The organism is Altererythrobacter ishigakiensis, from assembly GCF_001663155.1.
GTDB lineage: Bacteria > Pseudomonadota > Alphaproteobacteria > Sphingomonadales > Sphingomonadaceae > Erythrobacter > Erythrobacter ishigakiensis.
The window spans coordinates 1,377,309-1,400,399 of sequence record NZ_CP015963.1; the positions used below are offsets into that span (position 1 = coordinate 1,377,309).

At 57.2% G+C, this 23,091-nt stretch carries 35 protein-coding genes; 33 read left to right on the plus strand and 2 right to left on the minus strand.

Annotation, left to right across the window (positions count from 1 at the left end):
* Positions 1-20 precede the first annotated feature (20 nt).
* The 33 genes from rpsJ (at position 21) to A6F69_RS06630 (ending at position 21,759) form a co-directional block, all read left to right on the plus strand.
* Positions 21-332: a 30S ribosomal protein S10 gene (rpsJ, locus tag A6F69_RS06470; RefSeq protein WP_061924928.1), complete on the plus strand. Its 312-nt coding sequence runs from the start codon at positions 21-23 to the stop codon at positions 330-332.
* A 256-nt stretch (positions 333-588) separates the two neighbouring features.
* Positions 589-1,422: a 50S ribosomal protein L3 gene (gene rplC / locus A6F69_RS06475; protein ID WP_067598856.1), complete on the plus strand. Its 834-nt coding sequence runs from the start codon at positions 589-591 to the stop codon at positions 1,420-1,422.
* A gap of 3 nt (positions 1,423-1,425) precedes the next feature.
* Positions 1,426-2,049, plus strand: a complete 624-nt coding sequence (rplD, locus tag A6F69_RS06480; RefSeq protein WP_067598859.1) for a 50S ribosomal protein L4 — start codon at positions 1,426-1,428, stop codon at positions 2,047-2,049.
* A complete protein-coding gene (locus tag A6F69_RS06485) occupies positions 2,042-2,350 on the plus strand; it encodes a 50S ribosomal protein L23 (protein ID WP_067598861.1) in 309 nt (102 codons plus the stop codon). The genes rplD and A6F69_RS06485 overlap by 8 nt, the downstream gene beginning before the upstream one ends.
* Before the next feature lie 11 nt (positions 2,351-2,361).
* Positions 2,362-3,198: a 50S ribosomal protein L2 gene (gene rplB, locus A6F69_RS06490; RefSeq protein ID WP_067598863.1), complete on the plus strand. Its 837-nt coding sequence runs from the start codon at positions 2,362-2,364 to the stop codon at positions 3,196-3,198.
* Between the two features lie 6 nt (positions 3,199-3,204).
* Positions 3,205-3,480: a 30S ribosomal protein S19 gene (rpsS, locus tag A6F69_RS06495; protein ID WP_007164620.1), complete on the plus strand. Its 276-nt coding sequence runs from the start codon at positions 3,205-3,207 to the stop codon at positions 3,478-3,480.
* Positions 3,480-3,857, plus strand: a complete 378-nt coding sequence (rplV, locus tag A6F69_RS06500) for a 50S ribosomal protein L22 (RefSeq protein ID WP_067598866.1) — start codon at positions 3,480-3,482, stop codon at positions 3,855-3,857. Before rpsS ends, rplV begins: the two co-directional genes overlap by 1 nt.
* A 1-nt stretch (position 3,858) precedes the next feature.
* Positions 3,859-4,554, plus strand: coding sequence for a 30S ribosomal protein S3 (gene rpsC, locus A6F69_RS06505; protein WP_067598869.1), 696 nt, complete (start codon positions 3,859-3,861; stop codon positions 4,552-4,554).
* 21 nt (positions 4,555-4,575) lie between these two features.
* Positions 4,576-5,013 (plus strand): 50S ribosomal protein L16, encoded by a 438-nt coding sequence (gene rplP, locus A6F69_RS06510; protein ID WP_067598872.1) that lies wholly within the window; start codon positions 4,576-4,578, stop codon positions 5,011-5,013.
* Positions 5,010-5,216, plus strand: a complete 207-nt coding sequence (gene rpmC / locus A6F69_RS06515) for a 50S ribosomal protein L29 (protein ID WP_067598875.1) — start codon at positions 5,010-5,012, stop codon at positions 5,214-5,216. Before rplP ends, rpmC begins: the two co-directional genes overlap by 4 nt.
* 10 nt (positions 5,217-5,226) lie before the next feature.
* Positions 5,227-5,517: a 30S ribosomal protein S17 gene (gene rpsQ, locus A6F69_RS06520; RefSeq protein ID WP_067598878.1), complete on the plus strand. Its 291-nt coding sequence runs from the start codon at positions 5,227-5,229 to the stop codon at positions 5,515-5,517.
* A 72-nt stretch (positions 5,518-5,589) separates the two neighbouring features.
* Entirely contained in the window at positions 5,590-5,958 is a 369-nt protein-coding gene (gene rplN, locus A6F69_RS06525; RefSeq protein ID WP_067598881.1) for a 50S ribosomal protein L14, read from the plus strand.
* Position 5,959: 1 nt separating this feature from the next.
* Complete coding sequence (gene rplX, locus A6F69_RS06530; RefSeq protein WP_067598884.1) at positions 5,960-6,283, plus strand: 50S ribosomal protein L24; 324 nt, start codon at positions 5,960-5,962, stop codon at positions 6,281-6,283.
* Positions 6,276-6,857 (plus strand): 50S ribosomal protein L5, encoded by a 582-nt coding sequence (rplE, locus tag A6F69_RS06535; RefSeq protein ID WP_067598887.1) that lies wholly within the window; start codon positions 6,276-6,278, stop codon positions 6,855-6,857. The genes rplX and rplE overlap by 8 nt, the downstream gene beginning before the upstream one ends.
* 25 nt (positions 6,858-6,882) lie before the next feature.
* Complete coding sequence (gene rpsN / locus A6F69_RS06540) at positions 6,883-7,188, plus strand: 30S ribosomal protein S14 (protein WP_067598890.1); 306 nt, start codon at positions 6,883-6,885, stop codon at positions 7,186-7,188.
* An 11-nt stretch (positions 7,189-7,199) separates the two neighbouring features.
* The gene (rpsH, locus tag A6F69_RS06545; protein WP_067598893.1) at positions 7,200-7,595 is read left to right on the plus strand and encodes a 30S ribosomal protein S8; all 396 of its coding nucleotides are present in this window, start codon (positions 7,200-7,202) and stop codon (positions 7,593-7,595) included.
* Positions 7,595-8,128, plus strand: a complete 534-nt coding sequence (rplF, locus tag A6F69_RS06550; protein ID WP_067598897.1) for a 50S ribosomal protein L6 — start codon at positions 7,595-7,597, stop codon at positions 8,126-8,128. Before rpsH ends, rplF begins: the two co-directional genes overlap by 1 nt.
* A gap of 1 nt (position 8,129) precedes the next feature.
* Complete coding sequence (gene rplR / locus A6F69_RS06555; RefSeq protein WP_067598900.1) at positions 8,130-8,474, plus strand: 50S ribosomal protein L18; 345 nt, start codon at positions 8,130-8,132, stop codon at positions 8,472-8,474.
* Entirely contained in the window at positions 8,474-9,283 is an 810-nt protein-coding gene (gene rpsE / locus A6F69_RS06560; RefSeq protein WP_083984722.1) for a 30S ribosomal protein S5, read from the plus strand. Before rplR ends, rpsE begins: the two co-directional genes overlap by 1 nt.
* 5 nt (positions 9,284-9,288) lie before the next feature.
* Complete coding sequence (gene rpmD / locus A6F69_RS06565; RefSeq protein ID WP_067598903.1) at positions 9,289-9,474, plus strand: 50S ribosomal protein L30; 186 nt, start codon at positions 9,289-9,291, stop codon at positions 9,472-9,474.
* A gap of 72 nt (positions 9,475-9,546) precedes the next feature.
* Positions 9,547-10,038 carry a 50S ribosomal protein L15 gene (rplO, locus tag A6F69_RS06570; protein ID WP_067598906.1) on the plus strand — a complete coding sequence of 164 codons (492 nt, stop codon included), beginning with the start codon at positions 9,547-9,549 and terminating at the stop codon, positions 10,036-10,038.
* 115 nt (positions 10,039-10,153) lie between these two features.
* Positions 10,154-11,518 carry a preprotein translocase subunit SecY gene (secY, locus tag A6F69_RS06575; protein ID WP_067598909.1) on the plus strand — a complete coding sequence of 455 codons (1,365 nt, stop codon included), beginning with the start codon at positions 10,154-10,156 and terminating at the stop codon, positions 11,516-11,518.
* A gap of 30 nt (positions 11,519-11,548) precedes the next feature.
* Complete coding sequence (locus A6F69_RS06580; protein ID WP_067598912.1) at positions 11,549-12,193, plus strand: adenylate kinase; 645 nt, start codon at positions 11,549-11,551, stop codon at positions 12,191-12,193.
* A gap of 76 nt (positions 12,194-12,269) precedes the next feature.
* Positions 12,270-12,956 carry an SRPBCC family protein gene (locus tag A6F69_RS06585; protein ID WP_067598915.1) on the plus strand — a complete coding sequence of 229 codons (687 nt, stop codon included), beginning with the start codon at positions 12,270-12,272 and terminating at the stop codon, positions 12,954-12,956.
* A 322-nt stretch (positions 12,957-13,278) separates the two neighbouring features.
* The gene (gene rpsM / locus A6F69_RS06590; protein ID WP_067598918.1) at positions 13,279-13,647 is read left to right on the plus strand and encodes a 30S ribosomal protein S13; all 369 of its coding nucleotides are present in this window, start codon (positions 13,279-13,281) and stop codon (positions 13,645-13,647) included.
* Between the two features lie 63 nt (positions 13,648-13,710).
* Positions 13,711-14,100 carry a 30S ribosomal protein S11 gene (rpsK, locus tag A6F69_RS06595; protein WP_067598921.1) on the plus strand — a complete coding sequence of 130 codons (390 nt, stop codon included), beginning with the start codon at positions 13,711-13,713 and terminating at the stop codon, positions 14,098-14,100.
* Positions 14,101-14,219: 119 nt separating this feature from the next.
* Positions 14,220-15,275: a DNA-directed RNA polymerase subunit alpha gene (locus A6F69_RS06600; RefSeq protein ID WP_067598924.1), complete on the plus strand. Its 1,056-nt coding sequence runs from the start codon at positions 14,220-14,222 to the stop codon at positions 15,273-15,275.
* Between the two features lie 81 nt (positions 15,276-15,356).
* Positions 15,357-15,776, plus strand: a complete 420-nt coding sequence (gene rplQ / locus A6F69_RS06605) for a 50S ribosomal protein L17 (RefSeq protein WP_067598927.1) — start codon at positions 15,357-15,359, stop codon at positions 15,774-15,776.
* Between the two features lie 233 nt (positions 15,777-16,009).
* On the plus strand, positions 16,010-16,465 hold the full coding sequence (locus A6F69_RS06610) for a glyoxalase superfamily protein (protein ID WP_067598930.1): 456 nt from the start codon (positions 16,010-16,012) through the stop codon (positions 16,463-16,465).
* 82 nt (positions 16,466-16,547) lie between these two features.
* Positions 16,548-17,951, plus strand: a complete 1,404-nt coding sequence (locus A6F69_RS06615) for a serine hydrolase domain-containing protein (protein ID WP_067598933.1) — start codon at positions 16,548-16,550, stop codon at positions 17,949-17,951.
* A 58-nt stretch (positions 17,952-18,009) separates the two neighbouring features.
* Positions 18,010-20,163: a prolyl oligopeptidase family serine peptidase gene (locus tag A6F69_RS06620; protein WP_067598937.1), complete on the plus strand. Its 2,154-nt coding sequence runs from the start codon at positions 18,010-18,012 to the stop codon at positions 20,161-20,163.
* A 115-nt stretch (positions 20,164-20,278) separates the two neighbouring features.
* Positions 20,279-20,839, plus strand: coding sequence for a hypothetical protein (locus A6F69_RS06625; RefSeq protein WP_067598940.1), 561 nt, complete (start codon positions 20,279-20,281; stop codon positions 20,837-20,839).
* A 116-nt stretch (positions 20,840-20,955) separates the two neighbouring features.
* Positions 20,956-21,759 carry a hypothetical protein gene (locus A6F69_RS06630; RefSeq protein WP_067598943.1) on the plus strand — a complete coding sequence of 268 codons (804 nt, stop codon included), beginning with the start codon at positions 20,956-20,958 and terminating at the stop codon, positions 21,757-21,759.
* Between the two features lie 6 nt (positions 21,760-21,765).
* Here A6F69_RS06630 and A6F69_RS06635 read toward each other — a convergent pair whose 3' ends face one another.
* Both A6F69_RS06635 and A6F69_RS06640 read right to left on the minus strand, forming a co-directional pair.
* A complete protein-coding gene (locus A6F69_RS06635) occupies positions 21,766-22,404 on the minus strand; it encodes a trimeric intracellular cation channel family protein (RefSeq protein ID WP_067598946.1) in 639 nt (212 codons plus the stop codon).
* Positions 22,401-23,090, minus strand: coding sequence for a PepSY domain-containing protein (locus A6F69_RS06640; RefSeq protein WP_067598949.1), 690 nt, complete (start codon positions 23,088-23,090; stop codon positions 22,401-22,403). The genes A6F69_RS06635 and A6F69_RS06640 overlap by 4 nt, the downstream gene beginning before the upstream one ends.
* Position 23,091: the final 1 nt, after the last annotated feature.

The window sequence follows — 23,091 nt, forward strand, 5'->3', positions numbered from 1 at the left end:
CTTTCGCATTGGTATAGGTAATGGAAGCACAGAATATCCGTATTCGCCTTAAGGCGTTCGACCACCGCGTTCTTGACCAGGCAACTGGCGAGATCGCAGAAACAGCACGTCGTACGGGTGCACTTATCCGTGGTCCCATTCCCATGCCGACGCGTATCGAGAAGTTCACCGTGAACCGCGGCCCGCACATCGATAAGAAGTCGCGCGAGCAGTTCGAGGTGCGCACCTACAAGCGGTTGCTCGACATCGTGCAGCCTAACGCCCAGACTGTTGACGCGCTGATGAAGCTCGATCTGGCTGCTGGCGTAAACGTCGAAATCAAACTGGCCTAAAGCCTGTTTTGATCGGTCCGTCTGGTAGGACCTTAAGTGACCAGAGGATTTCGGGGCTCCAACGGCCCCGCTGATTGGCAACAATCGGCAAGACATTGGGATACCGCCGAGCATGCTCGGGTCTGCGTCCCCCGTCTAGCTTCCCAAGCCTACGCGGCGCGGGTGGCACTCAGCCCGGACGGGGCGACGCATCACAATTTGGGCTGGCAAGCACCTCGGGATGGGCCCGTTGTGCCTCTGTGTAGGAGTTTTGACGATGCGCACTGGCGTGATCGCAAAGAAAGTCGGGATGACCCGCCTGTTTCAGGAGGATGGACGTCACGTGCCTGTGACCGTTCTGTCGCTGGAAGATTGTCAGGTCGTCTCACACCGCACTGCTGAAACGGATGGCTATTTTGCTGTTCAGTTGGGTGCAGGTGAAGCGAAACAGAAAAACGTAGCAAAGCCGCAGCGCGAGCATTTCGCAAAGGCCGAAGTTGGTCTCAAGAAGCGCGTGGCTGAATTCCGTGTTGAGGGCGAAGACGGTCTTGTGCCGGTTGGTGCCACTATCAGCGCAGATCACTTTGTTGCCGGCCAGAAGGTCGACATCACCGGACACACGCAAGGTAAAGGTTTTGCTGGTGCGATGAAGCGTTGGGGCTTCGGTGGTCTTCGCGCGACACACGGTGTCTCGATCTCGCACCGCTCGCACGGTTCGACGGGTAACCGTCAGGATCCAGGCCGCGTGTTCAAGGGCAAGAAGATGGCTGGTCACATGGGCGACCGTCAGCGTACGCAGCAGAACCTCGAAGTAGTTCGCACCGACGCTGATCGCGGCCTGATCTTCGTCAAGGGTTCGGTCCCTGGTTCGAAGAACGGATGGCTTCTCGTGCGCGACGCGGTGAAGCTGGCCATGCCGGAAGATCTTCCGTTCCCGGGTGCAGTTGTCGACACCAATGCACCGGCTCCCGAAGCGGACGCTCCGGCAGCTGAAGAGCAGCAGGTCGACGCAGTAGCAGCAGAGGAAGCGTCGGTTCCGGCTGAAGCGCCTGCTGAAACCCCGGCAGCTGAAGGCGATGCGCCTTCCGCAGACGAAAATAAGGAGGGCTAAGCCATGAAGGTGAAGGTCCAGAAGATCGACGGCAAGGCGTCGGGTGACATCGAGTTGAGCAAGGACGTGTTCGGCGTAGAGCCGCGCGCAGACATCCTGCACCGCGTTGTTACCTGGCAGCTTGAGAACCGTCGTGCCACAGCACGTCCGACGCGTGAGCGTTCTGACGTTGCGCGCACCGGCAAGAAGTTCGGCCGTCAAAAGGGTTCGGGTGGCGCACGTCACGGTGACCGCGGCGCTCCGATCTTTATCGGCGGTGGTAAGGCTCACGGCGCCCGCAAGCGTGACTTCGAGCAGTCGCTCAACAAGAAGATGCGCGCGCTTGGCCTCAAAATGGCTCTCTCGAGCAAGGCGAAAGACGGCCTCGTGGTTGTCGACAGCCTCGCGCTCAAGGACGCCAAGACCAAGGTGCTCAAGGGTCACTTCGACAAAGCCGGTTTCACTGGCAAGGTCCTGGTGATTGACGGCGAAAGCGTAGACGAGGGCTTCAAGAAAGCTGCTGGCAATCTGCCGGGCGTCAACGTTCTCCCGGCGATGGGTGCCAATGTCTATGACATTCTCAACCACGACACGCTCGTCCTGACCAAGGACGCTGTCGCAAAGCTGGAGGCGCGCTTCAATGGCTAAGAAGCAAGAAATCGATGCGCGTCACTATGACGTGATCCTGGCTCCGCACATCACCGAGAAGTCAACGATGGCTTCTGAGAACAACGCTGTTGTTTTCAAGGTAGCTGGTGATGCGACGAAGCCGCAGATCAAGGAAGCGGTGGAAGCGATCTACGACAAGAAAGTTGTGAACGTGAATACCATCAACGTCAAAGGCAAGACCAAGCGCTGGCGGGGCAAGCCCTACAAGCGCAATGACGTGAAGAAAGCGGTCGTCACCCTCGCTGAGGGCGAAATGATCGACATCACTAGCGGTATCTGAGGGCAGGAACGATGGCACTCAAGAACTATAATCCGACGAGCCCCGCACGCCGCGGCCTCATTCTTGTCGACAAGTCTGGCCTGTACAAAGGCAAGCCGGTCAAGTCGCTCACGGAAGGCAAGCGCAAGACCGGTGGCCGGAACAACAAAGGCCATGTCACTTCGCGTGGCATCGGCGGTGGTCACAAGCAGAAGTACCGCTTCATCGACTTCAAGCGTCGTAAGTGGGACGTTGCTGCGACTGTCGAGCGGATCGAGTATGACCCGAACCGCACCGCATTCATCGCACTTCTGAAATATGAAGACGGTGAGCAGGCATATATCATCTGTCCGCAGCGTGTTGCCGTTGGTGACACCGTTGTAGCGGGTGAAAAGGTCGACACGAAGCCGGGTAACGCGATGCTTCTGGGCCAGATGCCGGTTGGCACAATCTGCCACAATGTGGAGATGAAGCCAGGCAAGGGTGGTCAGATCGCTCGCTCTGCCGGTGCATACGTTCAGATCGTGGGTCGTGACCGCGGTATGGTAATCGTTCGCCTCAACAGCGGTGAGCAGCGTTACCTGCGTGCGGATTGCATGGGTACGGTTGGCGCGGTTTCGAACCCCGACAATCAGAACCAGAACTTCGCGAAGGCTGGCCGCACTCGCTGGAAGGGCAAGCGCCCGCTGACCCGCGGTGTTGCAAAGAACCCTGTCGATCACCCGCACGGTGGTGGTGAAGGCCGCACCAGTGGTGGTCGTCACCCGGTTACTCCATGGGGTAAGCCGACCAAGGGTGCCCGCACTCGCAAGAACAAGCAGACGGACAAGATGATCATCCGTTCGCGCCACGCCAAGAAGAAGAGGTAAGGACACATGGCACGTTCCGTCTGGAAAGGTCCGTTTGTCGAACTCAGCCTTCTGAAGAAGGCGGAGGACGCACAGGAAGCGAGCAGCAACAAGCCGATCAAGACCTGGTCGCGTCGCTCGACTATTCTCCCGCAGTTCGTTGGTCTGACGTTCAACGTCTACAACGGGCAGAAGTTCATCCCCGTCTCTGTTTCCGAAGAGATGGTTGGCCACAAGCTTGGCGAGTTCGCTCCTACGCGCAACTTCCCGGGTCACGCTGCCGACAAGAAGGGTAAGCGCTAATGGGCAAGGCAAAATCACCGCGCCGTGTTGGCGATAACGAGGCTTTGGCAGTCGGTACCACGATCCGTGGTTCGGCGCAGAAGCTGAACCTCGTTGCTTCGTTGATCCGCGGCAAGAAGGCCGAAGAGGCCATGAATATCCTCTCCTTCTCCAAGAAGGCGATGGCGAAAGACGCCAGCAAAGTGCTCGCATCTGCGATCGCCAATGCGGAAAACAACCACAATCTCGACGTCGACGCGCTTGTCGTTGCCGAGGCTTCAGTGGGCAAGTCGATTACCATGAAGCGCTTCCACACTCGTGGCCGCGGCAAGTCGACCCGCATCCTGAAGCCATTCAGCAAGTTGCGCATTGTCGTTCGCGAAGAGGAAGAGGCGTAAGATGGGTCAGAAGAGCAATCCGATCGGTCTGCGCCTGCAGATCAACCGCACCTGGGACAGCCGCTGGTACGCTGAAGGGCGTGACTATGCCAAGCTGCTCAAGGAAGACATCGAGATCCGTAAATACATCCTCGAAACCGTGCCTCAGGCCGCGATTTCGAAGGTGGTGATCGAGCGTCCGGCAAAGCTTTGCCGCGTTTCCATCTATGCCGCACGCCCAGGCGTGATCATCGGCAAGAAGGGCGCTGACATCGAGAAGCTTCGCGCGAAGCTCGCTACGATGACGGAAAGCGAAGTGAAGCTGAACATTGTCGAGATCCGCAAGCCGGAAATCGACGCGAAACTCGTTGCGCAGGGTGTAGCTGATCAGCTCATCCGCCGTGTGGCTTTCCGCCGCGCAATGAAGCGTGCGGTTCAGTCAGCTCTGCGTCTTGGCGCAGAAGGCATCAAGATCACCTGTGGCGGCCGACTGGGCGGTGCAGAGATCGCACGTGTCGAATGGTATCGCGAAGGCCGTGTCCCGCTGCACACGCTGCGTGCCAACATCGACTATGCAGAAACCGAAGCGCTGACCGCATATGGCATCATCGGCATCAAGGTATGGATCTTCAAAGGCGAGATCCTGGCTCACGATCCGACAGCGCAAGACCGTTTGATGATGGAAGCTCAGACTTCCGGCGTCCGTCCGGCGCGCTGATTGGTTCATAGGTAAAAGACAATGTTGCAACCGAAGAAAACCAAATATCGCAAGGCCTTCAAAGGCAAGATCAAGGGTGATGCAAAGGGCGGCACTACGCTGAACTTTGGCGCCTATGGTCTGAAAGCACTTGAGCCAGAGCGTATTACTGCACGCCAGATCGAAGCTGCGCGTCGTGCGATCACCCGTGCGATGAAGCGTCAGGGCCGTCTGTGGATCCGTGTGTTTCCCGATGTGCCGGTTTCAAAGAAACCTGCTGAAGTCCGTCAGGGTAAAGGCAAGGGCTCGGTCGAGTACTGGGCAGCTCGCGTAAAGCCTGGCCGCATCCTGTTTGAACTTGATGGTGTGCCTGGTCCGCTGGCTGCACTCGCTTTTGAACGCGCAGCAATGAAACTGCCGATCAAGACCAAGGTCGTTGCTCGCTTTGGCGACACCTCACACTTGGGAGGCAGCAAATGAGCAAAGTAGAAGATCTTCGCACGAAGACCGACGACCAGCTGAGCGCTGAATTGACAGAGCTCAAGCGTGAGCAGTTCAACCTGCGTTTTCAGGCCGCTACAAACCAGCTCGAAGCTCCGGCTCGGGTTCGTGAAGTGCGCCGTACGATCGCCAAGATCAAGACGCTGCAAAATGAGCGTGCTGCCGCGGCAGCAAAGGCTTAAGGAGTAGACAATGCCGAAACGTATCCTGATCGGATCTGTCACCTCCGACAAGACCGACAAAACCGTGACCGTACTGGTCGAGCGTAAGGTGAAGCACCCCCTTTACGGGAAGATCATCCGTCGTTCGAAGAAGTATCACGCTCACGACGAAAATAACGAATACGCAATTGGTGACGTGGTCCGCATCGAAGAGACCAAACCAATTTCGAAGACGAAGACCTGGACTGTAAAGGATCGGGTCACCGCAGGTGGCACTCAGGCAGTGGAAGCTGACCTGGAAGTCGAAGCGGCAGGTAACTGAGTTAGACGAAGGAACTGCTGAGCCCCGGTTGGTATCGGGTGTCCCAGCAAGCCAAGAGAAGGAACCGGATCAATGATCCAGATGCAATCCAATCTCGACGTCGCAGACAACAGCGGCGCAAAGCGCGTCCAGTGCATCAAGGTACTGGGTGGCTCTAAGCGTCGTACTGCGAGCGTCGGTGACGTGATTGTGGTTTCCGTTAAGGAAGCCCAGCCACGTGCGAAGGTTAAGAAGGGCGACGTGCACCGTGCAGTGATCGTGCGCACAAAGAAGGAAGTGCGCCGGAAAGACGGTAGCGTGATCCGCTTTGACAGCAACGCTGCGGTACTCGTGAACAAGAGCGAGGAGCCGATCGGCACTCGTATTTTTGGCCCGGTTGTCCGTGAACTGCGTGGTCGCGGCTTCATGAAAATCATCTCGCTCGCTCCGGAGGTGCTCTAAGATGGGTGCTGCAAAGATCAAGAAGGGTGACAGCGTTGTCGTTCTGTCAGGTAAGGATAAGGGTAAAACCGGTACGGTAACCCAAGTCATGCCGAAGGAAGGCAAGGTCCTGGTTGAGGGCGTGAACGTCGCAACCCGTCACCGCAAGCCGAGCCAGGCAAACCCGCAGGGTGGCATTGAGCGCCGTGAAGCGCCGATGCACATCAGCAAGGTCGCTGTGGCTGATCCAAAAGACGGCAAGCCGACCCGTGTACGCTTCGATGTAAAGAAGGACGGTACGAAGGTTCGTGTTGCCGTGAAGAGTGGGGAGACCATCGATGGCTGATTACACTCCTCGTCTGAAGCAGAAGTTCGAAGACCAGATCGTCAAGGCGATGACCGAGAAGTTCGGTTACAAGAACCGTCTTGAAGTCCCCAAGCTTGAAAAGATCACGCTCAATATGGGCGTGGGCGAAGCAAGCCAGGACAAGAAGAAGGTTCAGACGGCTGCTGAAGAAATGGCGCTGATCGCCGGTCAAAAACCGGTAATCACCAAGGCGAAAAAGTCGATCGCACAGTTCAAGTTGCGCGAAGGCATGCCGATCGGTTGCAAGGTGACCTTGCGCCGTGACCGTATGTACGAATTTCTCGACCGTCTGGTGACTGTCGCAATGCCTCGCATCCGTGACTTCCGTGGTCTCAACCCGAAGTCGTTTGATGGTCGTGGTAACTACGCGATGGGCCTCAAGGAACAGATCGTGTTCCCTGAGATCAGCTACGACAAGATCGAAAAGGTGCGTGGCATGGATATCATCGTCACCACTACCGCGAAAACCGATGAGGAAGCACGCGAACTGCTCAAGCTGTTCGGCTTCCCGTTCCCGGCCGAAGCATCGGCTGAAGACAAGGAAGCGGCGTAAGCCGTTTTAGGAGAGCTTAAGTCCAATGGCGAAACTGAGTTCCATTAATAAGAACGAGAAGCGCAAGAAGCTCGTTCAGAAGTACGCAAACAAGTACGCCAAGCTTAAGGCGATTGCTGATGACGAATCTCTCGATGAGAGCGAGCGTCTGATCGCGCGCCTGAAGATGGCGGAAATCCCGCGCAATGCGAACCCCACCCGGGTCCGCAACCGCTGCGCAACCACCGGTCGCCCGCGCGGCTATTACCGCAAGTTCGGCATCAACCGTATCGAACTGCGTGAACTCGGCAACCGGGGCATGATCCCTGGTCTGACCAAGTCGAGCTGGTGAGGAATTAGATCATGGCAATGACCGATCCATTGGGTGATATGCTCACCCGCATCCGCAACGGCCAGCAGGCGAAGAAGGACTCTGTTCTTTCACCTGCATCAAAGCTGCGTGCGAACGTGCTCGAAGTGCTTCAGCGCGAAGGCTACATCCGTGGCTACAGCGAAGACAGCTCTGGCAAGCATCCTGCGCTGCGGATTGAACTGAAATATTTCGAGGGCGAACCGGCTATCAAGCACGTCGCTCGCGTCTCCAAGCCTGGCCGCCGCGTCTATTCGGGTTCGAAAGAGCTTCCGACGGTCCGCAATGGCCTTGGCATCACCATCGTCTCGACCCCTCGCGGTGTACTTTCCGATGCGGAAGCGCGCACCGAGAACGTTGGTGGCGAAGTGCTGGCGGAGGTGTTCTGATGAGCCGCATTGGTAAGAAGGCAGTTGCGATCCCAAGTGGCGTGACCGCTACGATCGACAACGGCACGCTGACCGTGAAGGGGCCAAAGGGCACCCTTTCGATGGGTCTCAGCGACCTGATCGACTACAAGGTCGAAGGCGAAGAGATTCAGGTCAACCCGGCTAACGATACCAAGCAGGCGCGCTCTTTCTGGGGCATGCAGCGCACGCTGGTCTCGAACCTGGTCGAAGGCGTGACCGAAGGCTTTTCGAAGACTTTGGAAATTTCAGGCGTTGGTTATCGTGCGCAGGCACAGGGCAGCAAGCTCAAGCTGCAGCTCGGCTTCAGCCACGATGTTGACATCGTTGTGCCTGAAGGCCTTGAAGTCAAAACACCTGATCAGACAACTGTGATCGTCAGCGGTATCGACAAGCAGGCCGTTGGCCAGCTCGCTGCTGAAATCCGCCGCTGGCGCAAGCCTGAGCCTTACAAGGGCAAGGGTATCAAGTACCAGGGCGAGTATGTCTTCCGTAAGGAAGGGAAGAAGAAGTAAGATGGCAAAGCTTTCTCTCTTTGAACGTCGCCGCCGCCGCGTGCGCACCGCGCTTCGCAGCCGTGCTGGTGGCAAGCCGCGCCTGTCGGTCCACCGTACCGGCAAGCACATTTACGCTCAGATCATCGACGATGCTGATGGCAAGACACTTGCTGCGGCTTCGACGCTGGGTGGCAAGGCTTCAGGCGCCAATGTCGATGCAGCCACCAAGGTTGGCAAGGACATCGCCGCTGCTGCCAAGAAGGCTGGCGTAACAACTGTCGTGTTTGATCGCGGCGGGTTCCTGTTTCACGGCCGCGTCAAGGCGCTGGCTGATGCCGCTCGCGAAGGCGGGCTGGAGTTCTGATGATGGCTGACGAAAAGAAAACACCAGAAGCGGAAGCTCAGGTCGAAGAGACCGCAGCGACCGAAACAACCGAAGCACCGGCTCAGGAAGCGGCAGCTGAAGAAGCTCCCGCGGAAGCCGAGGCTGCTCCTGCAGAAGAAGCACCGGCTGAAGAAGCTCCTAAGCAGGAACGTCAGGGCCGTGGTGGTCGTGGTGGTCGCGATGGTGGTGGGCGTGAAGGCGGTCGTGGCCGTGGTCGCGGTCGTGGCCGTGACAACCGCCGCGAAGAAGAAGATGACGGCATTATCGAGAAGCTGGTTCACATCAACCGCGTTTCAAAGACAGTGAAGGGCGGTAAGCGCTTCGGTTTTGCGGCATTGGTTGTTGTTGGCGATGGTTCAGGCCGCGTTGGCTTTGGCCATGGCAAGGCTCGCGAAGTGCCTGAAGCAATCTCGAAAGCTTCGGCTGCTGCGCGCAAGAAGATGATCCGCGTGCCTTTGAAGGAAGGCCGCACGCTGCACCATGACGGCAACGGCCGTTTCGGCGCCGGCAAGGTCACCGTTCGCACAGCGCCTCCGGGTACCGGTATCATTGCCGGTGGTCCGATGCGTGCCGTATTCGAAAGCCTCGGCGTCGCAGACGTTGTGACCAAATCGGTTGGTACGTCGAACCCTTACAACATGATCCGCGCTACTTTTGACGCTCTGACTGATCAGACTTCGCCGAAGTCGGTTGCTCAGCGTCGTGGCAAGAAGGTTGCAGACCTGCTTGGCCGTGGTGGCGCCAGCGAAGCTGAAGCGGAAGCTGACGCCGCTGCTATTGCGGAGTAATCACGATGGCCAAAGCAAGCACCATCAAGATCAAGCAGATCGGTTCGCCGATCCGTCGTCCAGAGAGCCAGCGCAAGATTCTGATCGGCCTGGGTCTCAACAAGATGCACAAAGTCGTCGAGCGTCGGGACACCCCTGAAGTTCGCGGCGCGATCGCCAAGATCCCGCATCTGGTTGAAGTGGTCGACTAACACAAATCGAGGCCTCGCATCTGCGGGGCCTCAAATTTTCAGCGCGAAACAAAGCGAAAGCGAGTGCAAACTATGAAACTCAACGATATCCGTGACAACGAAGGCGCCCGCAAGGGTCGCATGCGTGTTGGCCGAGGCATTGGTTCTGGCAAAGGCAAGACCGGCGGTCGTGGTCAAAAGGGTCAGAAGAGCCGTTCAGGCGTAGCCATCAAGGGCTTTGAAGGCGGCCAGATGCCGCTTCACATGCGTTTGCCAAAACGCGGGTTTAACAACCCCTTTGGCAAGGACTTTGCCGAAGTGAACATCGGCATGGTGCAGAAGTTCATCGATGCGAAGAAGCTAGACGGCAAAAAAGATATCACCGAAGAAGCACTTCGTGCCTGCGGCCTCGTACGTGGCGGCAAGGACGGTGTGCGTCTGCTGGGCAAGGGCGAAATCAAGGCCAAGGCCAAGTTCGTTGTTGCTGGCGCCACAAAGGGCGCGATCGCGGCGGTTGAAAAGGCTGGCGGCAGCGTCGAAGTTACCGCTCCAAAAGCCGAAAAAACTGCTGAAAAGGCAGACTGATAGATAAAAGTTAGGGTGCGGGGGTTCGACAACGGGCCATCCGCTCCCTATCTATCCGTTCTGAGCTTTCTGAGCCGGGGACGGGCCGGCGCAAGACCAGGATTGATCTGATACAATGGCATCACGCGCCGATAGCATTGCGAGTAATCTAAACCTCGCCAATTTCTCCAAAGCCACCGAGCTTCGCCAGCGCATCTGGTTTACGCTCGGCGCGCTGATTGTTTTCCGCTTTCTGAGCTTCGTCCCGCTGCCGGGTATCAACCCGCTGGCGTTGTCACAGCTGGCTGAGCAAACTCAGGGCGGTATTCTGGACATGTTCAACATGTTCACGGGCGGCAGCCTTGAGCGGATGAGCCTGATCGCCCTTGGTGTCATGCCGTATATTACGGCGTCTATCGTTGTGCAGATGGCGTCTGCACTGCACCCCACGCTGGCGGCACTCAAGAAAGAAGGCACAACCGGGCGGCAAAAGCTTAATCAGTACACGCGCTACGGTACGGTTTTCCTCTGTACTATCCAGGGCTGGTTTCTTGCTGCAGGTCTGGAAAGCTTCGCGAATTCGGCGGGGCTACAGGCAGTGGTCGATCCCGGCTACATGTTCCGCGTCGGCGCTGTGATCAGCCTCGTTGGCGGTACCATGTTCCTGCTGTGGTTAGGCGAGCAGATCACGGCTCGTGGTATCGGCAACGGCGTTTCGCTGATCATCATGGCCGGCATTGTGGCGCAGTTCCCGATGTTTACTTCCAACCTGTTCGAGGGCGGCCGCACCGGATCGATTGCGCCGGGAATTATCATCGGCTTTATCGCGATGGTTGTCGTGCTCATCTTGCTGATCAGTTTCATGGAGCGTGCCCAGCGCCGCTTGCTGATCCAATATCCGAAGCGGGCGACTCAGCGTGGAATGATGCAGGCGGATAGCTCACACCTACCGCTTAAGCTCAACACGGCAGGTGTTATTCCGCCAATTTTCGCCAGTTCACTGTTGTTGCTGCCGCTAACGATTACGCAGTTTGCGGGCAATTCGCTTGATCCGACGAGCACCGGTGGTCAGTCGATTCAGACGATCGTGCAATATCTGCAGCACGGTCAGCCGCTTTACATGACGCTCTACGCGATCCTGATTATGTTCTTCGCATTCTTCTACACTGCAGTTGTATTCAACCCGGAAGAAACCGCGGAGAACCTGAAGAAGAACGGCGGTTTTATTCCGGGAATCCGGCCGGGCAAGCGCACTGCTGACTATCTCGATTATGTGTTGACCCGTATCACTGTGGTTGGCGCGATCTATCTGACATTGGTTTGCGTCGTGCCGGAGTATATGATCGCGCAGACGGGCATTCCGCTGTTCCTTGGCGGCACGAGCTTGCTGATTGTGGTGAACGTGACCGTGGATACGATCAGCCAGGTTCAGTCCCATCTCTTGGCGCACCAGTATGGTGATCTTATCAAGAAAGCGAAGCTGAAGGGTCGCCGCAGCTAATCAGCGTTGTCATTCGGGGGTACGCGAGCAATGAACATCATTCTTCTTGGGCCGCCGGGTGCGGGTAAGGGAACGCAGAGTGCCAGCTTGGTCGAGCGTCACGGCATGAAGCAGCTTTCGACCGGTGACATGCTGCGTGCTGCAGTTAAGGCCCAAACCCCAGTAGGTCTTAAGGCCAAGGCAGTGATGGATGCGGGTGAACTCGTATCGGATGAAATCGTTTCCGATCTAATCGATGATGAGCTGGCAGCGCTGAATTCTGAGACCGGTGCAATTTTTGACGGCTATCCGCGCACAGAGGCGCAGGCGGAAATTCTGGATTCTCTTCTGAAGAAGCATGGCCGAACGCTGGATCATGTGATCGAGCTGGCTGTCGATGTCGATGCATTGGTAGAACGCATCACCGGTCGTTTCAGCTGCGCCAATTGTGGCGCCTTGTATCACGATACCGCCAATCCGACCTCGAAAGAGGGTGTGTGCGACACTTGCGGTTCGACCGAGTTCAAGCGCCGTCCCGACGATAACGAAGAAACTGTGCGGCACCGCATGGAAGTTTATCGTAGCGAAACCGCTCCCATCCTGCCGGGATACGAGGCTCGCGGTATTGTGACCCGCGTTGATGGCATGGACGGTATCGACGAAGTGGCTAGCGAGATCGACGCGATCCTTGGCTAAGCCGCAGGGCAGCTGATAAGCCTTTCTCTTCGCGCACCGGTCACCTAGACCATGTGCGTTAGGGAGACGACCACCGATGAAATTTCCAACCGCTATTACCGGCGCTCTGCTGATCGCATGTTCAGGCGCGGCTCAGGCTGAAATCGTTGCGAGCAGCGAGGATGGATTTGTAACCCGCGATACGGCTGTGGTTGATGCAACGCCGATGGAAGTTTGGTTGGCGCTGATCAGTCCGGGCAAGTGGTGGAATGATGCACACACCTGGTCAGGTGATGCCGCGAATATGTCACTGAAGCCGCAGGCAGGGGGGTGCTTTTGTGAGCGCATCCCTGAAGATTTGGATGCTGACCGTGTGACGCTGGAAGGTAGCGTCGAACATATGCGGGTTATTCAGGCATTTCCGGAGCGTGCCTTGCGGATGCGCGGTGGGCTGGGCCCGTTGCAGAGCGAGCCGGTGGGCGGCGTGCTGACAATTGTGATCAGCGATGCAGAGGAAGGCTCGCAGATCGTGTGGGAATATGTCGTTGGCGGCTACATGCGCTACGATGTGGATGTGATCGCGCCAGCAGTTGATGGCGTCATGACGCAGCAGCTTGACGGGTTGGCAAGCCTGTTGGGGCGCCTCGATACACCAGCGCCGCTTCCGGAAGTGGCTGTACCTGAAGTCGAAGATGCGCCAGTCGAGGAGGTGGACCCTGAAGCGGTTGAAGAGAAGCCCCGTTCTTCGGTCGACGAAGCCTTCAGCGATCTTAGCGACAACTAGTTTTCACCAAGCCTGTTGTTACAGCGGTTTTGACCTAGGCTTGAGTTTGGGTTAGCCTCCGCATAAATCGTGCACAGCCCATATTGGGCTGTGTATGGTGTTGTGCGCGCTTGCCTGTTGACGAAGGCCGAGAATCACATTAAGCGCGCTTGTCATTCGACATGTTCGAAACGAGTCCGGCAGGCGGCAGCGCTATGCGTCCCCTATCGGGCTTTTTGCCGTTTGAGCATCAGTTCATGCGGTGTCGGACGTAGAGAGTTGTAGCGATGAGATAGGGAATGGCGGCATAGCCGCTTTGGCCCTGTGGAGCATGGAGAAGTAAGTGGCTCGTATTGCCGGGGTAAACATCCCCACAAATAAGCGCGTTATTATCGCGCTCACCTATATTCACGGTATCGGCCGAACCACGGCCGTTCAGATTGCAGACAAGCTGGGCATCGATCACGCCCGCCGCGTGCAGGACCTCACCGATGAGGAAGTGTTGCGCATCCGCGAAACGATCGACGCCGATTTCACGGTCGAAGGTGACTTGCGTCGCCAGACAGCAATGAACATCAAGCGCCTGATGGACCTACGTTCGTATCGTGGTCTGCGTCACCGTAACCAGCTGCCCGTTCGCGGCCAGCGTACACACACCAACGCCCGTACCCGCAAGGGTAAGGCGAAGCCGATTGCCGGCAAGAAGAAGTAAGCTTCCAGGGCTTTGCCCAGGAGGCTTTTCCCTTCTTTGGACGAATGAAGAGGAATACGAGAGATGGCACGCGAACCCGCCAAGATTAGGCGCCGTGACAAGAAGAACATCACCAGCGGCGTTGCGCATATCAACGCCAGCTTCAATAACACCATGATCACTATCACTGATGCTCAGGGCAATGCTATTAGCTGGTCCAGTGCAGGCATGATGGGCTTCAAGGGTAGCCGCAAGTCGACCCCGTATGCCGCACAGGTTGCAGCAGACGATGCCGGCAAGAAAGCTGCCGAGCACGGTGTTCGTACACTGGAAGTCGAAGTGAAAGGCCCGGGTTCGGGTCGTGAGAGCGCGCTGCGCGGTCTCGCCGCTGTTGGCTTTAACATCACATCGATCAGAGATGTGACGCCGATCCCGCACAATGGCGTGCGGCCGTCGAAGCGTCGCCGCGTCTGATCCGTTGCTGATTGGTGGTTTTCGGACCGCCCAATTTGAGTTTCGGACCGGACGCGCTCTTATCGGCGCTCCGGTCCAGTCCGCATTGTAAACGCTGCCAAGCGAATTAGGGGAAATCCATGTCCGTCAATATGAAGAACTGGCAGGAACTAAAGAAGCCCAACACTCTCGAGATCAAGGATAACGGCGACAAAGAGCGCAAGGCTACTTTTGTTGCTGAGCCGCTTGAGCGCGGCTTTGGTCTTACACTCGGAAACGCGCTGCGCCGCGTTCTGCTTAGCTCGCTTCAGGGCGCCGCTATCACGTCAATCAAGATCGAAAACGTTCTTCACGAGTTCAGCTCACTGGCTGGTGTTCGCGAAGACGTGACTGACATCGTTCTGAACGTAAAGCAGATTGCGCTCAAGATGGAAGGCGAAGGCGCCAAACGGCTCCAGCTTTCTGCAACTGGCCCGGCTGAGGTGAAGGCTGGCGATATCGCTGTTTCAGGCGACATCGAAGTCATGAACAAGGATCTGGTGATCTGTCACCTTGACGAAGGTGCGACGCTCAACATGGAGCTGACCGCTGACGTGGGTAAGGGTTATGCGCCTGCGGTTCAGAACCGTCCCGCAGATGCACCAATCGGCCTGATCCCGGTTGATAGCCTGTACTCGCCGGTCCGTCAGGTGAGCTACAAGGTTGAGAACGCTCGCGTTGGCCAGGAGCTTGACTATGACAAGCTGAGCCTCACCATCGAAACCGACGGCACTGTCACCCCGGAAGACGCGATCGCTTATGCGGCGCGCATTCTGCAGGACCAGTTGACGCTGTTCGTGCACTTCGAAGACGGTATTCCGCAGCCGCAGTCAGCCATGATCGGCCAGGCTGCAACGCCGCAGGAAGACGACGCCAATCAGCTCAACCGTTACCTTCTCAAGAAGGTCGACGAGCTCGAGCTTTCGGTGCGTTCGGCAAACTGCCTCAAGAACGACAACATCATCTACATCGGCGATCTGGTTCAGAAGACCGAAGCAGAGATGCTGCGCACGCCGAACTTCGGCCGCAAGTCGCTTAACGAAATCAAAGAAGTTCTCTCCAGCATGGGTCTGCGCCTCGGCATGGATATCCCTGGCTGGCCGCCTGAGAACATCGAAGAAATGGCCAAGAAGCTCGAACAGGAACTTCTCGGCTGATCGGGTTCCGGCGGCGCACCTTAAGCGCCGCCAGTACCGGGCTACCTCACACGGGCCCCTTACAAACGAAGGAAGAAGATAATGCGTCACGGAATTTCACAGCGTAAGCTGAGCCGTAAATCGGGCCACCGCGCGGCTCTGTTCCGCAATATGGCAGCTGCCCTGATCAAGCACGAGCAGATCCAGACAACTTTGCCCAAGGCGAAGGAACTGCGCCCTTATGTCGAAAAACTGATCACGCTGGCAAAGCGTGGCGGTCTTTCCAATCGCCGTCTGGCGATGAGCCGTCTGCAGGACGAAACACAGCTGAAGAAGCTGTTTGACGTCCTGGCAGAGCGTTACTCGGACCGTGATGGCGGCTACACCCGCATCATCAAGGCCGGCTATCGTGCTTCGGACGCCTCGCAGATGGCGATCATCGAGTTCGTCGAGCGTGATGAAGAGGCGAAGGGCCAGGATTCAGGTCCTGTCATGAACGATGAGGACATGGAAGAAGCGTAAGCTTCTCGATCACAAGACAAACGGGGGCTGGAAGGGTGACCTTCCGGCCCCTTTTTTGTTGTGTTTGACACACTTTGACCTTTCCCATAACAGGCGCGCAAGGCCGAGAGGGGCCTGCCGTCCGCGGGCGCAAGCCAAGGTGAATTCTCTCACGGCATAACCGAACATCTCCAGACACGCCGAGATGGCAATGCGGACCCCATCAGTATCGGCATGATGATCAGGAGATCGTTATGTATTCAAAACACCTACCAAATCTGGCCAATATGAAGGCACTGGTGCGGCGGTATCGGTCCATCAAGCAAGCGCAGGGGCGCCAGGTTTCGCATTCACGGGCGCTGGAATTGATCGCGCGTCGCTATGGTTTCTTCGATTGGAACACTGCAGCTGCACAGGCCAGAAATCTGCATGCACCCGACCGGTTTCAGGCCGGACAACATGTCTCCGGCAGATATATGGGGCACGAGTTTCAGGGGCGCGTTGTCGCATCAACCCTATTGTCGCAAGAAGAGGTGCTGATCTCCCTCGAGTTTTGGGAGCCTGTTGACGTAGTCACGTCCAAGCATTTTTCGAACAAACGCACACGCGTTTCGGTCAAGATCGGGATTGATGGCCGGTCTCAGGAGTGCTTGTCCGGCGGCATTCCCCACCTTGAGGTTGTAGAAGAACTAAAAATGGCGCGGCCTTAGTTGATCCGTTGCAATAAATCGGGCCGGTGGAGCGATCCATCGGCCCCTTTTCTTTTGTGTACTCCGGGCTAGGGTGAGGCGCATGATCCGCACATCTTTCGGCGCGCTTGCGCTACTCGCCGCCATTCCATTCGTAGCGCCAGCCAATGCGCAAAGCGCGCAGGAGCAACTGGACGCACGCTATGACCGGGCGCTGGCCGCAGGCTACAAGGCCCTGTTCTTGTGCAGCGCGATTGCCAACGCGGAAGCCAATGGAGCCACGCGGACACCCGAGAGTGTCCACGAATGGGAGTTGACGGGGATTCAGAGCCCTCTGAATGAAATTGTGAAAGAATTGCCATACGAGATTCTTCGCGCGCAAGAAGCGGGAACCATTGATCAGGTTCGTGTTTCATGGGCGGATGACATGCCGCCACGCTTGGCGCGCTACCAGCCGAAATTTGGTTGCGATCTTCTGCCAATCGGATCGCCGCTGTTGGATCCACGTGAGCCTCTCGAAGTCATTGTGGCAAGAGACACACGGGAAATCACAACCGACGAAGCTGCGCTGGATGAAGCGGTGTCCCGCAGGCTTTCTTCCATGGCATTTGCAGGCGGCTATGGAGAAGGCAGCCGGACTACATCGATCCTGGTAGCCAAAGGCGATCAGATAGTTCTTGAGGACTATGTTGAAGGGTTTGACCCGTCCACTCCGCAGCGGACTTGGTCCGTTGCGAAGTCGATAGCAGCTACGCTTGTTGGGTGGGCCGTACAGGCGGGAGAGGTCACTGTAGATCAGCCCGTGGCCTTGGGTTACTGGCGGACGCAAGATGATCCGCGCCGGTCGATCACAGTCGATCATATGCTCAGGATGGCATCAGGTCGCTATTCAGACACGCCCGGGAATCGTACTGACCCACTTTATTGGGGAGGGGCTACGGTCGATGAGAGCGCGACGGCCTGGCCGATCATTTTTCAGCCCGGCAGTGTCTATCGCTATGCCAACAATGATACGCTGATGGCGGTGAAGGCGATCCAGTCATACCTTTCTTATTATCGTCCAATGGACTTCTTCGAAAAGCTTGGAATGAATCACACTGTGGCCGAGACGGACCATCGGGGTGGCTACATCCTCTCTAGCCAAGCTTGGACGACCGCGCGCGATCTCGCAAAACTGGGCCAATTGTACCTGAATGACGGCGTTTCGCCGGATGGTGAACGCTTACTTCCTGAAGAATGGCGTAATTATGTGTCCGACCCGAGCGGTCCTCAGCCCGAAGGTACAGATTGGGGGTATGGTGCAGGATGGTGGACATTCCGCCGCCCCGAAGGCAATGCGTTCGAGGGCATCCCTGACGATGCATTCGCAGCGCGTGGCAACCGCGGGCAATATCTCGTTGTCGTACCCAGTCGCAATGTCGTGATCGTAAGGCGCGGAGAAGACATGGTCGGAACCCGCTTCGATATCGCCGCGTTTACAAGGGACGTGCTAGCTGCGCTTGATTAGGTACACGTTGAATTGATTTGCCATACAAGTTTGGTCGCTTTTTCGGAGAGAACTCTAGATGATCCGCTTATTGCTGCTGGCTGCAACAACCAGCCTTATTGCGTCGCCACTCGTTGCCGCCGATGAAGCGCTCAATGCTCCCGAGTACCCGGAAACCTATACGCAAGACCTGACCGAGACGATCTTCGGGGAGGAAGTCGCAGACCCGTATCGTTGGCTTGAAAATGATGTGCGTAATGATCCCGAAGTCGCAAATTGGGTCGCAGCACAGAACCAGACAACCGATGCTTTCATGGAACAGCTCGAGAGCCGCGAATGGTTTGCCGAACGGATCGCGAGCCTCCTGAATTTTGAACGCTTCGGTATCCCTCAGAAGGCAGGCGAGAACTATTTCTACACCCGTAATTCGGGCCTGCAGAACCAGTCACAGCTCTATGTCCAGACAGGCATCGATGGTGAACGGCGGCTGCTGATCGATCCCAATGTCTGGGCTGATGATGGCGCCACAGCGCTGGCAGGGTGGGAGCCGTCGCCCGACGGATCGCTTCTCGCCTACAGTGTACAGGACGGCGGGACCGACTGGCGTATTATCCGGGTAATAGATGTCTCGACCGGCCAGCAACTGGGCGATGAGATACGCTGGGCCAAGTTCACGGGTATAGCGTGGGTCGGAAATGAAGGTTTCCTCTATTCGCGCTTCCCGGAGCCGGAGGAGGGGCTGGACTTTCAGGCGCTGAACTACAATCAGGCGGTCTACTTCCACGAAATCGGAACAGATCAGAGCGAGGACAGGCAAGTTTTCGCGACACCCGATCATCCTGAGCGTGGGCACTCTGCGCGCACTACACATGACGGACGCTGGGCGGCGATCACCAGTTCGATCGGGACGGACGATGTCTACGAAGTGCATTTGATGGACCTGAAGAGACGCGGGCGCGATCGCTGGAAGGCGATGCCATTGGTGACCGGTTTCGAGAACAGCTGGACTCTGATCGCGTCGCTCGATGGCACGCTCTATTTTCGCACCAATCATGACGCGCCAAAGTTCCGCATCGTTTCGATCAATCTGGATGATCGCGAACCTGAATGGCGATTGGTTGTACCCGAAACGGACAAGCCGATTTCGGGCGCGTCGATCGTTGGTGGCAAGCTGGTGGTCGAATATTTGCGAGACGCCGCGAGCCGCGCAATCGTGCTCGATTTGAAAGGCGAGGGGGCAAGCGCGATTGAATTGGCCGGCCTTGGCACAGCAAGCGGGTTCGGCGGTTCGCCTGGCGATCCGGAGACATTCTATAGCTTTGAAAGTTTCAACCGCCCGGATTCGATCTATCGCTTGAATTTGGAGACCGGGGAGACCGATGTCTTCGCCAGCCCAGAGCTGACCTTTGACCCAGATGATTTCGCCATTGAGCAAACGTTCTATCCGTCAAAGGACGGCACGAAGATCCCTATGTTCATCGTGCGCCAAAAAGCGCTGGCTGAAAGCGGAGAGGCCGCGCCCACGCTGCTATATGGCTATGGCGGGTTCGATATTTCGATTACGCCCGGTTTCAACGCTACGCGTATGGCTTGGATGGAGGCGGGTGGCGTTTTTGCTCTCGCCAACATCCGCGGGGGCGGTGAATACGGCAAGGAATGGCACGATGCCGGACGTCGTGCGAACAAGCAGAACGTATTCGACGATTTCATCGCCGCAGGTGAATTCCTGAAGGCCAATGGCTACACTACCGAAGACGGTCTGGCGATCGAAGGAAGGTCCAACGGGGGCTTGCTCGTCGGTGCAGTAACAAACCAGCGTCCTGATCTGATCGACGCCTCGCATGCGGCGGTCGGCGTCATGGACATGCTCCGCTTCGATCGTTTTACGGCCGGACGGTATTGGGTGGACGACTATGGCTACCCAGACCGCGAAGAAGATTGGCGGATACTGCGCAGCTATTCCCCCTACCATAACGTGCGTGATGGGGTCGACTATCCTGCAGTTCTGGTGACGACTGCCGACACCGATGATCGCGTAGTCCCGGGGCACAGCTTCAAATACACCGCCGCGCTGCAAGCTGCCAATCTTGGAGATAAGCCGCAGTTGATCCGGATTGAAACGCGGGCTGGGCACGGATCAGGAAAACCCACTGATAAAGTGATCGCTGAAGGCGCGGATGTTCTTGCTTTCCTTGCACATTTCACCGGACTAGCTGACGTTCAGAAAAAATAGTACTTTTCTGAACGATTGCTGTCACGGGAGTTCAGCGAGGCATAAGCGCGAATCATCTAGTTCTCTCATCACAGCCGAGGCAATCCCGCCACGGCCCAGATGAGGAGAACCTCAAATGAGCACTATTACCAAGGCTTTCGCGAAAGGTGGGATCGCTACTGCAGCTGTGGGTGCACTGGCTTTGGCCGGCGCTACTCCGGCGCAGGCGAAGCACCGCGATGATAAAATCGATGCGGGCGATGTGATCGCCGGCGCGCTGATCATTGGCGGTATTGCAGCTGTCGCTGGCGCATTCGACAAGGATCGCAAGTATCGGGGCGATCACTATGCATATCGTGACCGAGATTATCGCCCGCGCGCCAACCCAGAGCGTGCGATCCAGAAATGTGTCCGTGCTGTTGAGCGTGACGCGCGCCGCGCCGGATACCGCTTCGCCGATGTAACCGAGATCCGTGATGTTGATCGTGAACGGCGCGGATGGGAAGTTCGCGGGCGTCTGGTAGTTGGCGAAGGCCGTGGCGGATATCGCGGCGATCGCTATCGGGATCGCAACCGATATGATGATCGTGCCTATTACCATCGTGGGCGTGGTTTCGATCGCGGTCGTTTCAAATGTGAAATCCGTCGCGGACAGGTCGTTGATATTGATTATGGCGGCCTCCGCTACCTCGATTGAACAATTCACTACCTCTCTCTCCACCAATGGGCGGTTCAGGCTTGGCTAAGCCTGGGCCGCCTAGCCGTTAGATATCGAATCGCGTGTGGTGGGCGCACAAAACAGGAGGGACCATAATGGCCCAATTTAGCAAGTTGAGCGCCCTGTCGGTCGCGCTTGCTGCCGGAACGTTGTCGACGGCGCCTGCGGCTGCCGCAGAACTGTCAGACCAAGCGTCGATGGCTGCTAGTACATTGCCTCAAGTCGAAATCTTCAGCGCTGACGAAATGGCAGCAGAACATCATCGTCGTTGGCGCGGTTATCGTTATCGTGGCTACCGCCACCGCCGCCATCGGATTGATGCAAGTGACGTAATCGCAGGGGCCCTGGTCATCGGTGGGATTGCGGCCATCGCAAGTGCGGCGTCAAATTCGGAACGCCGCGAACGCCGTTATCGAGACGAACGCTTCCGTGATGATTATCTGCGTGATCGACGTGATACACGCCGCTCCTCGACCAGCGGGCGCGGTATCGATGGCGCGGTCGATCAATGCCTAAATGAGATCGAGCGTGATGTGCGCGTTGACGAGGTTCAAAGCGTCGACCGCACAGCTGAAGGTTGGCGGGTTACTGGCACGATCTTCAACGGTGACCGTTTCAATTGTACGATCGGGTCTGACGGACGCATCGAGAGTGTGAATTACGGCGATAGCTTCTCTGCGCTGACACCTTCGTCCGATCGTCCCGTCCAGGACAACCAGTATAGCGATGATCGCTATCGATCTGCTTGGGCGCAAGTAGAACGGGAAGAGCAGGTTGATCCGGAAGCGGAACGCCGCTCTCAGCAAGTTTCTTCCTACCCTGGTGGCCCGATTGATGGCGACCTGGAGGAAGGTTCGGCGGAAGATCGCTATTCGATGGCGGATGCGTCGGCAAACTGACCAGGCTTAGTTCTTCGCGCGCTCGGCCTCGTCATAGGAAGGGAGTGCGATTTGCCATTTGATCGCAGCGCTGCGTAGCGCAAAGCCCGCAAGCCATGCTGTGCCCCAGACGATTGGATCGTCCAGACCCAAAGTCATCCCGCCTACTGTCAGAGTCGCGGTTGCCGCAGCTGCAGTAACATAGAGTTCTGGCCGCATGATGATCGATGGTCTGCCTGCAACAACGTCGCGGATAATGCCGCCTACGCAGCCGGTAATGATTCCCATCAGTGCGGCAGGGACCGGCGGAATACCGTAAGAAAGCGCCTTCGCGCTGCCCAGCACGGCATAGGCCGTAAGCCCCGCACCATCGGCATAGTCTAGCAATTTTCCTTCCCACCAACGGGTCGGCGTGAACCACGCGACCAGCGCAGTGCCGAAGCAAATCGGGGCTACCCAGGGGTCAGTCATCCAGAACACCGGAGCACCGATAAGCAAATCACGCACAGTGCCTCCGCCCACCCCGGTCACCAGCGCGAAGAAGGCCAGCGTCACGAATGTCTGCTTGAGCTTGGCGGCAACCAATGCGCCCGTCAGCGCGAATATTGCCAACCCCAGAATGTCCAGCGCGTCGAGCACCGGGGTCAAAACTTCGGTGCCATTCATTTGGCGGTGACGCGCACTTTGCGGCGGCGGAACATCAGGATGCAACCGAGCATAGCGCCTAGCACTCCCAGAATCGCGAAAAGGATCAGTATCGGATGGCTGGTATCTTCGCGAGTCCTCAAATCCATGATGTGCAGGCCCCACATGAAATCGAAACCGCGCCACCAGCGCGTGCGTACAGCCTCTATCTGGCCAGTGTCGCGCCCAACATAGATATGCGCCCCATCTTCCAGCGCGACCTGCCAGACAGGCATGGAGCGACGGAAATCGAAGGGAACATTGTCGGCATCAAACGCAGTTACGGTGCGAACCTTTTCGCCCCCCTTGATCTGTTCTGCCACGATCCGTCTTGCATCGTTTGCCGATAGAGCAGGCAGGGCTGTACCGCTCTGCATATCGATGCGCCGGATGCTACCGTCCATACCGGTTAGAATGGCTACTGCGCGGCCATCCTGCATCACGGCGCGCATATCGCGGATCGGAAATTCTGCGCCGGCTAGCGCACTACCGGGTAGCACCAGGGGCTGCACAGACTGCTCTACCCTTAAATGATTACCGCGAACTTCCTCGATTGGCTTGGCCGCCATGTAGAGCCCGGTCACCATCCACATCAACGTTGGAAAGCCAACCAGCCAGCCAAGCCAGATATGCCATTTGGCAAACTTAAGCATCGTCAGTTTGGCCATC